The following is a 12,547-nucleotide window of genomic DNA, read 5'->3' as shown; positions in this document are numbered from 1 at the left end:
GCGTATGCGACAGGCATGGCCGAGACCTATCCAAGACCCCGATTTGGCGCCCCGCGCGAGCCGAAAACCCGTGTCGATCCAGGCAGCAGACTGGTGCGCGTGCTCGATTTCGTCAGCTCCGGCCATGCCCGCGCAGTCGCGTTCCTGACGATTTGCGGGTTCCTGTTCTTCCTGCCGGGCTTCTTCACCATCCCGCCGATCGACCGCGACGAAGCGCGTTTTGCGCAGGCGACCAAGCAGATGGTCGAGACCGGCGATTTCGTCGACATCCGGTTCCAGGACGAGGTCCGCTACAAGAAGCCGGTCGGCATCTACTGGATGCAGGCGGCCGTGGTCGAGACCGCTGAGGCGCTGGGCTTGCAGAACGCCGAAGTCCGCATCTGGCTCTATCGGGTGCCATCGCTGATCGGCGCCATTGGTGCAGTGCTGCTGACCTATTGGACCGCGCTGGCCTTCCTGGCGCGGCGCGGCGCCGTGCTAGCTGCGTTGATCATGTGCAGTTCGGTCTTGCTCAACGTCGAGGCCCGGCTCGCCAAGACCGACGCCATGCTGCTGCTGACGGTCATTGCCGTGATGGGCGCGATGGCGCGAATTTACCTGGCGTGGCAGCGCGGCGAGGAGGCCGACAAGTCGCGCTGGCAGGAGCCGGCGGTGTTCTGGACGGCTATGGCGATCAGCATTCTGGTCAAGGGCCCGCTGATCCTGATGTTCGTCGGGCTGACGATCATTGCGCTAGCGATCATGGATCGCTCGGTCGCATGGCTGTGGCGATTACGGCCGCTGGTCGGCGTCATCTGGATGCTGTTCCTGGTGCTGCCGTGGTTCGTCGCGATCTTCCTGAAGTCGGGGCAAGCGTTCTTCTCCAATTCGCTCGGTGGCGACATGCTGAGCAAACTGGCTGCACAAGAATCCCACGGCGCGCCTCCGGGCATGTATTTCCTGCTGTTCTGGATTACCTTCTGGCCCGGGGCACCGCTGGCCGGTATGGCCACGCCGGCGATCTGGCGCGCGCGACGCGAGCCTGGCGCACAATATCTGCTGGCCTGGTTGATCCCATCCTGGATCGTGTTCGAAGTCGTGATGACCAAGCTGCCGCATTACGTGCTGCCGCTCTATCCGGCGATCGCCATCCTCGTCATCGGCGCGCTTGAACGCCAGGTGCTGGCGCGCAATTGGCTGGCGCGCGGCGCGGCTTGGTGGTTCGCGATCCCGGCGCTAACCGCTGTGGTCGCCGAGATCGGTGCCGTCGCGATCGTCCGCCACCCGGTGTTTCTGGCCTGGCCATTTGCCGCCGCAGCACTGGTGTTCGGCCTGTTTGCCTGGTGGCTGTATGATAACGCCCGCGCAGAACGCTCGTTGCTGAATGCGGTTGTGGCCTCATTGTTCATGAGCGCCGCCTTTTATGGCGTGCTGCTGCCGTCGCTCCGACCGCTGTTTCCGAGTGTGCAGATCGCACGTGCACTGCGTAACGTGGTTTGCGTCGGTCCCAAGGCTGCGGCAGCGGGATATCACGAGCCGAGCCTGGTGTTCATGACCGGCACATCCACACAACTCACTGATGGTGCCGGCGCGGCGGATTTCCTCGGGCAGGGCAGCTGTCGCTTCGCGCTTGTCGAATTGCGTTCAGAACGCCAGTTCGCGATGCGCGCCGAGGCCATCGGCTTGCGTTACAACATGGCAACCCGCATCGACGGCTATAACTTCTCGCAGGGTAAAGCGATTTCGGTGGCCATCTATCGCTCCGAAGGGACCGAGTAATGGCCGCCCCGGACAAGTCGCAGCCACAGACCTATCTGTCGCAACTCGTTGCGCTTGTCTGGCAGTCATTCGCACAGCTTGTTCGCGCACCGTCGCATTCGCGGCGTGCCGAAGCTGCTCGTTATTGGGCGCGCCGTTCGCTGGCACTTGGCGCCGTGACAGCCGTGATCATCATCGCGCTGATGTTCATCGTCGATGCCACCGAGATCGGACTGATGCCGGCGCGGGGCACGGTCGGCCTGTGGCCGCTGCGTATCTTCACTGACTTCGGCAAGGACGAATATGTCCTGCTGGCGTTGTTCGCGTTTATGATCGTTCTGGCCCTGCTGGCGCCGCTGCGGCACGGCACGTCGCGCGCCGTACTTGTCAGCTTCGGCACGCGCATTCAGTACATCTTCCTGTCGGTCGCGCTGTCGGTCTTCGTGGCTGAAATCATCAAAGGCATGCTCGGCCGTGGCCGACCTTTCGTCAGTGGCGCGGCAGACCCCTTTCACTTTTCGCATTTCGCCTGGACGCCAGCCTATGCCAGTTTCCCGTCGGGCCATGCGACCACGAGTTTCGCATTGGCCTTCGCGGTCGCCGCGCTTTGGCCGCGGCTGCGCACGGTGATGATCGTCTACGCCGTCGCCATCTGTGCCAGTCGGCTCGTCCTGCTGGCGCATCATGCCAGTGACGTGGTCGGCGGCGGGCTGGTCGGCTGGATTGGCGCCATGACGGTGCGATACTGGTTTGCGGCCCGGCATCTGGCTTTCACCATCCACCAGGACGGCACGATCGACCCGCTGCCAGGGCCGTCCGCAGGCCATCTCAAAAGGGTTGCCCGCGGGACCGCGGCCCCATAATAAGCGGTCTTCGCCGGGCCGGCTGCGACAAGTTCCCGCAGGACCGCCCTCCAACCATGAGCTCCGATTTGTCCGCTCCCGAAGCTGCCCCCGTCGACGTCTCCATTGTCGTGCCCGTGCGCAACGAGCAGGACAATGTCGCGCCTTTGATCGCCGAGATCACCGCCGCGCTCGACGGCCGCTGGCCCTATGAGATCATCTACGTCAATGACGGCTCCACCGACGCGACGCCAGCACGGCTCGCCGAGTTGATGCAAACGCGCGCCAACCTGCGTCGCATCGACCACGCTGCGTCATCGGGCCAGTCGGCCGCCGTGCGAACCGGCGTGCGCAACGCCCGCGGCGCCATCGTGGCCACGCTGGACGGCGATGGCCAGAACAATCCGGCATTCCTGCCCAACCTGATTTTGGCCATTCAGGATGGCGGCGGCCGCGTTGGTCTCGCCGCCGGGCAGCGCGTTGGTCGCAAGGATACCGGCTTCAAGAAAGCCCAATCGAAGATCGCCAATGCCGTACGCAATGCGATCCTCAAGGACGGTACCCGCGATACCGGCTGCGGTCTGAAGGCGTTCCGCCGTGATGTGTTCTTGTCGATGCCTTATTTCGATGGTCTGCATCGCTTCCTCCCGGCGCTGGTGCGTCGTGAGGGCTTCGACATCGCCTATGTCGATGTCACCGATCGGCCGCGCCATTCCGGTGTGTCCAATTATGGTTTTTTCGATCGGCTCTGGATCGGCATCATGGATCTCGCTGGCGTCTGGTGGCTGATCCGCCGCAAGCGTACGACGCCGGTCGCAACCGAGTTCAAATAAATGCTGATTCAATACGGTCAGGCGCTTGGCGACTATATCTACGACGTATTCGTCGCGAAGTTCGATTTCTGGCTCGCCTTTGGTTTGATCGCGCAACTGCTGTTTACCGCGCGCTTTCTCGTGCAGTGGATTTCCAGCGAACGCGCCGGACAGAGCGTGGTGCCGATGGCCTTCTGGTTCTTCTCCATGGCCGGCGGGTTCATGACGTTGATCTACGGCATCGCCAAGCGCGAGCCGGTGATCATCCTCGGCCAGGCTTTTGCCACCGTAATCTATGTCCGCAACATCATGCTGATCATCAAGAACCGCGGCAGCGGATCGAAGACGCTCGATAGCTGAGCGTCTTCGTCTGGCGTCCTCGCCGATCAAAGCGCCGCGTTGAACGCCGCCAGGCCGCGCTCCAGATCAGCCTTCAGATCATCCACGCTTTCCAGGCCGATATGAAACCGCAGCGCCGGACCGCCGGGCGCCCAGGTCGTCGCGCTGCGATAATCCGAGCAGTCGAACGGGATCACGAGGCTCTCGAAGCCGCCCCAGGAATAGCCCATGCCGAACAGCTTGACGGTGTCGAGCAGGGCATCGACGGCCTTTTGCGGCGACGGCTTCAGGATGATGCTGAACAGGCCGGATGCGCCTGTAAAGTCGCGCTTCCAGATGGCGTGGCCTGGATGGCTGGGCAAAGCGGGATGCAGCACCTTCAGCACTTCGGGGCGGGTCTCCAGCCACCGGGCCATCTCCAGCGCCGAGCGCTGATGATGCGCGAGGCGCACCGACATCGTGCGTAGTCCGCGCAGCGCGAGGAAGACGTCGTCCGGGCCTGCACATGTCCCGAGCAGCCTGATGCCTTCGCTGATCAGCGGCCACGCTGCGTCATTGGCGGAGATGGTGCCGAACATGATGTCCGAGTGGCCGCCGATATATTTGGTCGCCGCCTGGATACTGATATCGACGCCCTGTTCGAGCGAGCGATGATAGAGCGGCGTGGCCCAGGTGTTGTCGTCGAGCACCAGCGCGCCGCGCGCATGCGCAATGCCGGCAATGAGAGGCACATCCGGCATTTCGAAGGATTGTGAGCCCGGCGCTTCGACCAGGACGGCGCGGGTATTCGATTTGAACAGCGCTTCAATGCCGGCGCCGATCAGCGGATCGAAATAGGTGGTCTCGATGCCGTAGCGTGCCAGCATGCCGTTGCAGAAATTGCGTGTCGGCCGATAGGCGCTGTCGCTGACGAGGAGATGATCGCCGGCCTTGAGCACCGAGAGCAGGGCGGTCGAGATCGCGGCGAGGCCCGATGGCACGAGCCCCACGCCGGCACATTTCGGGCCTTCCAGCGCCATCAACGCTTCCTGCAATGCCTTGGTGGTCGGCGTGCCGTGGCGGCCATACTGAAACTCGCCGCGATGCGCGTGGAGGTCGTCGGCGGTCGGATACAACACCGTAGAGCCACGCACGACCGGCGGATTGACGAAGCCCCGCTGCGATTTGGTGTCGCGGCCGGCGGTGACGATCACGGTGTCCGTGTCGAGCGAGGTGGTGCCGTGATTATCGTTCGAAGCTGTCATAATGGGGCCGCCGGTCTGCAGGTGTTGCAAGGCCACTGGCATCTGGGTTGCCGAATGGCTGGTTCCGTCACTAAGAGGACACGGCGGATGGCCGTCAACCCCTTGACCCGGCTGGCTGATCGTTCTCTGTTGCGGACCTCGCGATCCCCCGCGGCACGTTGAGGGGCCTGCCGCGAAATCTGCGATTTCCTGCTGATTCGTGCGGTCTTTTTAGATCGTCTCTGCTGTCGTTCGCCTTTCCGGTCGGGCCATTCACGGCTATGGAACTGATCCGTAGGCTCGTCATTCAATTCTTTGCGTCGACCGAGCGTCCTGACGTCCCCAAAGAGGCCTTACATGAAACGCGCAACCTTGATGTTCTCTCTCGCTCTTGCCGCCAGTCTGACCGCGCAAGGCGCATCTGCGCAGACGCTCAAGACCGTGAAGGACCGCGGCATGCTGTCCTGCGGCGTCACCCAGGGCTTGCCTGGTTTCTCGGCGCCGGATGACAAGGGCAACTGGGTCGGCTTCGATGTCGACCTGTGCCGCGGCATCGCGGCCGCGATCTTCAACGATGCCACCAAGGTGAAATATGTGCCGCTCTCGGCGAAGGATCGCTTTACTGCCTTGCAGTCCGGCGAGATCGACGTGCTGTCGCGCAATACGACCTGGACCCTGTCGCGCGATACGTCGCTTGGCGTGAACTTCGCCGGTATCAACTACTATGACGGCCAGGGTTTTCTGGTTCGCAAGGCGCTCAAGGTGAACTCGGCACTCGAGCTCAACAGCGCCTCGATCTGCCTGCAAACCGGCACCACCAACGAGCAGAATGTTGCCGACTATTTCAAGGGCAACAACATGAAGTATGAAGTGATCGCGTTCTCGACCGCCGACGAGACTATCAAAGCCTATGAGTCCGGTCGCTGTGACGTCTTCACCGCTGATCTCTCGCAACTTTATGCGGAACGCCTGAAGCTTACCGTGCCTGCCGATCACGCAGTGTTACCTGAAGTGATCTCCAAGGAGCCGCTCGGCCCGCTGGTACGCCATGGCGATGATCAGTGGCTGGATGTGGTGCGCTGGACGCTGTTCGCCATGATCAATGCGGAGGAGCTCGGCATCACGCAGAAGAACGTCGATGATCAGGCAAAATCCGACAAGCCGGAGCTGAAGCGTATCTTTGGCACCGACGGCAATCTCGGTGAAACGCTGGGCCTCACCAAGGACTGGTTTGCGCGCATCATCAAGGCGACCGGCAATTACGGCGAGGTGTTCGACCGTAATGTCGGCGCAGGCTCGAAGCTAGGGATCTCGCGCGGACTGAACCAGCTCTGGAACAAGGGCGGCATCCAATACGCACCGCCGATCCGCTGAGCGCATCATCGCCCGTGGCGACATCGACCGAAGCCAGAAAACCGCCGCTGCAACTCGCTGCAAAACTGCGACGTGTGCTGGGCGGGCAGGCGGGCTGGAGCGGCTTTGTGCTCCAGGTCGTGTTTGTCGCGGCGCTGGTCTGGATCGGCTATGAGATCGTCGAGAATGCACGCTCCAATCTGGCCGCGCAGAAGATCGCATCCGGCTTCGGATTCCTGTCAAACACCGCGGGCTTTGCGGTCAGTCAGGCGCTGATCCCGTATTCGGAATCCGACACCTATCTGCAGGTGTTCTTTGTCGGCCTCGTGAACACGCTGGTCGTGTCGCTGATTGGCATATTCTTTGCGACCATCATCGGCTTCATCGTCGGGCTCGGCCGGATGTCGCCGAACTGGCTGCTGGCGCGGATCGCAGGCGGTTATGTCGAACTGATCCGTAACCTGCCGCTGCTGTTCCAGATCCTCTTCTGGTATCTCGCCGTGCTCGCGACACTGCCGCAGCCGCGGCAGAGCATCTCGTTGCTGGACAGTTTTTTTCTCAGCAATCGCGGCTTTGGATTGCCAAAGCCGATCGGGACGGAGGCTTTCACGGCGTTCGCGGTCGCTGTGATCGTTGCGATCATCGCCGCGCTGGTGTTGCGCGTTTATGCGCGACAGCAGCTCTTCGCCAAGGGGCGTGTAATAGCCGTCTGGTCGATGACCTTGGGCTTGCTGGTCGGCTTGCCATTGCTGACGGTGCTCGTACTCGGCAAACCTGTGACGTTTGAGTATCCGGTACTGAGAGGCTTCAATTTCTCAGGCGGCCTGCGCGTACTTCCCGAATTCGTCGCGCTGACACTGGCGCTCTCGACCTACACCGCCGCCTTCATCGCCGAGATCGTGCGCGCGGGAGTCCAGTCGGTGCATAAAGGACAGACCGAAGCGGGCGCATCGCTTGGACTTAGCCGGGGTGCAACGCTGCGGCTGATCGTGGTGCCGCAGGCGATGCGCGTGATCCTGCCGCCGCTGACCAACCAGTATCTTAACCTCACCAAGAATTCGTCGCTGGCTGTTGCCATCGGCTATCCCGATCTGGTCTCGGTCTTTGCCGGGACGACCATGAGCCAGACCGGGCAGGCCATCGAGATTATCGCCATCACAATGGCGGTCTATCTCGTGATTTCACTGGTCACTAGCGCCATCATGAGCGCCTATGGCTGGCGGATCTCGCGGAGCATGGGCGCATGAGCGACACCAGCTTCGTTGCAAAAGAACTGGTTACAGAGCGCGCCGCTCCAGTGCGGAGCACGGGTTTCGTCGGCTTTGTGCAGACACGGTTGCTGAATTCACCGACCAATATTCTGCTGACTGTCGTCAGCCTGTTGCTGCTGTGGTTCACCATTGCCCCCACGGTCAAATTCCTGCTGATCGACGCCGTCTGGCAGGGGCAAGACCGCACAGCGTGCCTACCGGAAAATACTGGCCACGCCGTCGGCGCCTGCTGGCCATTCGTACAGGCCAAATTCACGCAGTTTATCTACGGCTTTTATCCTGAGTCGGAACGCTGGCGCGTCAATCTCACTTTCCTGCTCGGCGCGCTATTGCTGTTGCCGCTGCTGATCCCGCGTCTGCCCGCGAAGAGCGTGAATGCCGGACTGTTCTTCCTTGCCTTCCCTGTCGTGGCGTTCTTCCTGCTGTATGGCGGTGGCATCAATGGCTTCGGAATCAGTTGGGCCGCGGATTTTCTGTCGACCGTCGCGGTCCACATCACGGATGTGGGTCGCCGGCTCAGGGGCATGGGCCTTCTGTCCGATATAGCTGTCATCGGTTATCCGCTGACGCTGATAGGCGACGGCGTCGTAGCATTCGGCGACGGCCTGCAACTCGTCGCGCTGCCGTTTGAGTGGTTACGCAACGAAGGCGTCAATCATGGCAAACCTGTCTGGTTCGAACTGACGACAACCGCCATCATTGTCTCGCTACTTATCTTCTTGTTGAACGGCCACTTCCGCAGCGGCTGGCGTGCGCTGGCCAATAGTATCTCCGTCTGCGCTGGCATCGCCGTCGTCATCGCATTGCTGAGGCTCGATCGCGGCGGATTGCCGATCGTCGATACGCGGCTCTGGGGCGGACTGCTGGTGACGCTGGTGGTGTCGATCACCGGCATCGTCACGTCGATGCCGGTTGGCATGGCGCTGGCGCTGGGGCGACGCTCGACCATACCGCTGATCCGTCTCTTCTCAATCGCCTTCATCGAGTCCTGGCGCGGAGTGCCGCTGATCACCGTATTGTTCTTTGCGACTTATATGCTGCCGCTGTTCCTGCCGGGCAATTTCACTGTCGATGGCCTGGTGCGTGCGCTGATCGGCATCGCGCTGTTTGCCGGTGCCTATAATGCCGAGGTGATCCGCGGCGGGTTGCAGGCGATCCCGCGCGGTCAGGCGGAGGCGGCGAGTGCGCTCGGCCTGTCTTGGTGGAAGACGACACGGCTGGTGGTGATGCCGCAGGCGCTGCGCCATGTCATTCCCGGCCTCGTCAACAGCTTCATCGCGCTGCTGAAGGATACGTCACTGGTGTCGATCGTGGCGCTGTTCGATTTGCTCGGCCAACTCCGCGCGGCGTTCGCAGATCCGAATTGGTCGACGCCGACGACCCTGTTCACCGGTTTTGCCTTTACCGGCATCATGTATTTCGTGATGTGCTTTGGCATCTCGCGCTATTCGTTGTTCGTCGAGCGTCGGCTGAGTGCGCATCGGCGGAGTTGAGGTGATATGTCCGTATCCGTAAATCCCATCGTCTCGATTGCCGGCCTCAACAAATGGTTCGGCGATTTCCACGTACTGCGCGACATTGATCTTGCGGTCGGCCGCGGCGAGCGCATCGTGATCTGCGGTCCGTCAGGGTCGGGCAAATCGACGCTGATCCGCTGCATCAATGCGCTGGAGGAGTTTCAGGAAGGTCGCATCGCGGTCGACGGCATCGAACTCGGCCCTAACCTGCGCCGCGTCGACGATATCAGATGCGATGTCGGGATGGTGTTCCAGAGCTTCAATCTGTTTCCGCATCTGACCGTGCTTGAGAACTGCACGTTGGCGCCGATCTGGGTACGGCATATGCCGAAGAGGGACGCCGATGCTGCGGCGATGAAGTATCTGGAGCGGGTGCGCATTCCAGACAAGGCCAATGCCTATCCCGGTCAGCTCTCCGGCGGCCAGCAGCAGCGTGTGGCGATCGCCCGGGCGCTGACGATGACGCCGAAGGTGATGCTGTTCGACGAGCCGACATCGGCGCTGGACCCGGAAATGGTCAAGGAAGTGCTCGACACCATGGTCGATCTTGCCGGCGAGGGCATGACCATGCTTGTGGTCACGCACGAGATGGGCTTTGCCAGGGAAGTCGCCAGCCGCGTCGTATTCATGGATGCCGGGCAAATCATCGAGGCGAATACACCGGACAAGTTCTTCGCCAATCCGCAGCATGCGCGGACGAAGCTGTTTCTGAGCCAGATTCTCCGCTGAGGCTTTGCCTCAGACTTTCTCGAACGGCACCGAGATATTGTTCTTCGTCTCCAGCCATGCCGGCACCGGCAGGTTCTTGCTGCGCATGAAGTCGGGATTGAACAGCTTCGACTGATAGCGGCCGCCGGAGTCGCAGAGAAGGGTGACGATGGTCTTGCCTGGGCCCAACTCCTTCGCGAGACGGATCGCGCCGGCGATGTTAATTCCGGTCGAGCCGCCGAGACAGAGGCCTTCGTGCTGGAGCAGGTCGTAGATGACGGCGACGGCTTCCTCGTCTGGGATCAAGAAGGCGGTATCGACCTTCGCGGTCTCGATGATCGGCGTCACGCGGCCAATCCCGATGCCTTCCGTGATGGAATCGCCGGGTGTGGACTTGGCTTCGCCATGCTTGAACCAGTTATACATCGCAAAGCCATTTGGATCGGCGCAGGCCGTAACAATGTTGTTGTTCTTTTCCTTCAGGTAGCGGGTCGTGCCGGCTAGCGTGCCGCCGGTACCGACTGCCGAAATGAAGCCGTCCACCTTGCCGGCAGTCTGCTCCCAGATCTCGGGGCCCGTCGATTCATAATGGGCTTTGGCATTGTCGAGATTGTTCCACTGGTCGGCAAACAGAACGCCGTTCGGTTCGGTCTTGCGCAGCTGATCTGCGAGCCGTCGTCCGACATGTTGATAGTTGTTCGGATTGGCGAACGGCAGCGCGGGGACTTCGATCAGCTCGGCGCCGTTGAGCCGCAGCATATCTTTCTTTTCCTGGCTCTGCGTCTCCGGGATCACGATCAGCGTGCGATAACCGCGCGCGCTCGCCACCACGGCGAGACCGATACCGGTATTGCCCGCAGTCGCCTCGACAATGAGACCGCCGGGCTTCAGATCGCCGCGCTTCTCGGCTTCAAGGATCATCCATTTGCCCGCGCGGTCCTTCACCGACTGGCCGGGATTCATGAATTCGGCCTTGCCGAGAATGGTGCAGCCGGTCAGTTCGGATGCGCGCTTCAGCTTGATCAGAGGCGTGTTGCCGATCGCCTCGACGACGTCTTTGTTGAAGGTCATGGTGCTGAAATTCTTCGCTCGGGTTGTCGATCTCGCGGCGACCCTAGTGGAGGCCGCCGGGCCAGACAAGGGAAGGGTCTGGCCTCAAGATCTGGTGCCGCAGTGCGGAAAGTCCAGAGCGCGGACTATGGGGCTTTTGCGAATACGACCTGGCGAACGTCGATATTCCCCGACAGGAAACCGGCCTCGCAATAGGCCAGGTAGTATTCCCAGAGCCGCCGGAACCGGTCGTCGAAACCGAGCGGCGTCAGGCTTGGCCAGGCCGCGCGGAAACTATCTCTCCAGGTCGCCAGCGTCTTGGCATAATCCAGTCCGAATATGCGTTCCTTGATGACAGGAACGCCGTATCTGGCCCCGAGGGATTTCAGGATTTCCGGCGACGGCAGCATGCCGCCGGGAAAGACGTAGCGCTGAATGAAGTCGACCTCGCGCCGATAGGTCTGGAAGAACTTGTCTTGGATCGTGATGGCCTGGATACCGATCAATCCGCCGGGCAGCAGCCGGTCGCGCAATTGTGAGAAATACTGCGGCCAGAACTGTTCGCCGACGGCCTCGATCATCTCGATCGAAGCGATGCGGTCATACTGTCCACGTTCGTCGCGATAGTCCTGAAACTTGATCTCGACCTTGTCGCCAAGGCCCGCGTCCTGCATCCGCTTACGTGCGAAATCGCGCTGCTCGGTCGAGATGGTGAGACCGGTGACATGCGCGCCGTAGTTCTTCGCGGCATATTCGGCAAAGCCACCCCAGCCGCAGCCGATCTCCAACACCTTCTGGCCGGGCTTGAGATCGATTGCTTCTGCAAGCCGGCGATATTTGTTGTTTTGCGCGGCGGTGAGATCCTGCGTACCGTCTTCGAAAATCGCGGACGAATAGGTCATGCTCGGATCGAGCCACGCAGAATAGAACGCGTTGCCGATGTCGTAGTGCGCGTAGATGTTCTTGCGAGCCTGCCGCTTGGTGTTGCGATTGAACCAGTGACGAACGATCTGCACGAAGCGCATCAGCGGATTGTTGCCGAGCATCACCTGAATGAGATCGTGATTGACGCAGAACAGATACAGGAATTGCGTGAGATCCGGCGTGTCCCATTCGCGGTGTAGATAGGCTTCCGCGATGCCGATATCGCCGCCATTCACAAGACGCGACGCGAAAGCGTAACTGCTGATCGTCATCTCTGCGGCGGGACCGGGCTCCATGCCGCCCAGCCGGACACGCCGGCCATCGGGAAGTGTCACGTCGAGCGTGCCGCGGCGCAGACGTGAGCCGAAGCCCAATGCCAGCCGGACGATGCGCGGCAGATCCGGCAGCGCCTTGTCGACATTTTCCGGAGTGAGAACGATCAGATCAGACATGTGCAGATCCAGGGGAGTTCGTGGTTCTGTGCCCGAATTCAAGTCGCATGGAAGGATGTGGCCGCCGCTCTTCTGTCGCACAGGATCATCTTTGTGCGCTGCGAAATCCGGTCAACGCGCAGACGATTTTGCAGGAGTATAAGCGCGGCCTTGTTTGCTCGCCAAGCGGGTATTTCTTGCATGGCTTGCTTCACGCGGCACGATTGACGCCGAACGGCGGTGGCATCCGGTCCGCATCGTCAAGCCGATCGATATCGATCAAGAGCTCGTCACGCGGCAGCTAAAGCGATGGCCCAAGGGCTTGAGCCGCGCACATGCA

At 61.3% G+C, this 12,547-nt stretch carries 11 protein-coding genes; 8 read left to right on the top strand and 3 right to left on the bottom strand.

Translation table 11 applies throughout. The features are described 5' to 3' along the window. The first annotated feature begins 15 nt into the window (after positions 1-15). From AB7783_RS08215 to AB7783_RS08200, 4 genes are read left to right on the top strand one after another with little or no spacing between them, the layout of a single operon-like run. Entirely contained in the window at positions 16-1,758 is a 1,743-nt protein-coding gene (locus AB7783_RS08215) for an ArnT family glycosyltransferase (protein ID WP_120289647.1), read from the top strand. After that, positions 1,758-2,600 carry a phosphatase PAP2 family protein gene (locus AB7783_RS08210; protein WP_441277350.1) on the top strand — a complete coding sequence of 281 codons (843 nt, stop codon included), beginning with the start codon at positions 1,758-1,760 and terminating at the stop codon, positions 2,598-2,600. Before AB7783_RS08215 ends, AB7783_RS08210 begins: the two co-directional genes overlap by 1 nt. 56 nt (positions 2,601-2,656) lie before the next feature. After that, the gene (locus AB7783_RS08205; protein ID WP_120289651.1) at positions 2,657-3,412 is read left to right on the top strand and encodes a glycosyltransferase family 2 protein; all 756 of its coding nucleotides are present in this window, start codon (positions 2,657-2,659) and stop codon (positions 3,410-3,412) included. After that, positions 3,413-3,751, top strand: coding sequence for a lipid-A-disaccharide synthase N-terminal domain-containing protein (locus AB7783_RS08200; protein ID WP_068736456.1), 339 nt, complete (start codon positions 3,413-3,415; stop codon positions 3,749-3,751). A gap of 26 nt (positions 3,752-3,777) precedes the next feature. On the opposite strand, the gene metC is transcribed toward AB7783_RS08200, so the two are convergent. Next, entirely contained in the window at positions 3,778-4,974 is a 1,197-nt protein-coding gene (metC, locus tag AB7783_RS08195) for a cystathionine beta-lyase (RefSeq protein ID WP_093759098.1), read from the bottom strand. 336 nt (positions 4,975-5,310) lie between these two features. On the opposite strand from metC, the gene AB7783_RS08190 reads away from it, so the two are divergent. Genes AB7783_RS08190 through AB7783_RS08175 form a run of 4 tightly spaced genes read left to right on the top strand, consistent with a single transcriptional unit; the run spans position 5,311 to position 9,823 of the window. Then, entirely contained in the window at positions 5,311-6,327 is a 1,017-nt protein-coding gene (locus AB7783_RS08190) for an amino acid ABC transporter substrate-binding protein (RefSeq protein WP_089264281.1), read from the top strand. 14 nt (positions 6,328-6,341) lie between these two features. After that, positions 6,342-7,553 (top strand): amino acid ABC transporter permease, encoded by a 1,212-nt coding sequence (locus AB7783_RS08185; protein WP_441277349.1) that lies wholly within the window; start codon positions 6,342-6,344, stop codon positions 7,551-7,553. Then, the gene (locus tag AB7783_RS08180) at positions 7,550-9,070 is read left to right on the top strand and encodes an amino acid ABC transporter permease (protein ID WP_441277348.1); all 1,521 of its coding nucleotides are present in this window, start codon (positions 7,550-7,552) and stop codon (positions 9,068-9,070) included. Before AB7783_RS08185 ends, AB7783_RS08180 begins: the two co-directional genes overlap by 4 nt. A 6-nt stretch (positions 9,071-9,076) precedes the next feature. Further along, positions 9,077-9,823 carry an amino acid ABC transporter ATP-binding protein gene (locus AB7783_RS08175; RefSeq protein ID WP_441277347.1) on the top strand — a complete coding sequence of 249 codons (747 nt, stop codon included), beginning with the start codon at positions 9,077-9,079 and terminating at the stop codon, positions 9,821-9,823. Positions 9,824-9,832: 9 nt separating this feature from the next. Here AB7783_RS08175 and AB7783_RS08170 read toward each other — a convergent pair whose 3' ends face one another. Together AB7783_RS08170 and AB7783_RS08165 are read right to left on the bottom strand one after the other, a co-directional pair. After that, a complete protein-coding gene (locus tag AB7783_RS08170; protein ID WP_441277346.1) occupies positions 9,833-10,873 on the bottom strand; it encodes a cysteine synthase A in 1,041 nt (346 codons plus the stop codon). A gap of 125 nt (positions 10,874-10,998) precedes the next feature. Further along, positions 10,999-12,228, bottom strand: a complete 1,230-nt coding sequence (locus AB7783_RS08165) for a class I SAM-dependent methyltransferase (RefSeq protein WP_441277345.1) — start codon at positions 12,226-12,228, stop codon at positions 10,999-11,001. Between the last annotated feature and the right edge of the window lie 319 nt (positions 12,229-12,547).

It is taken from the genome of Tardiphaga sp. 172_B4_N1_3, assembly GCF_052076035.1.
Lineage (GTDB): Bacteria > Pseudomonadota > Alphaproteobacteria > Rhizobiales > Xanthobacteraceae > Tardiphaga > Tardiphaga robiniae.
The sequence above is the reverse complement of the archived record's forward strand: the minus strand, read 5'-3'. Positions and strand labels throughout refer to the sequence as shown.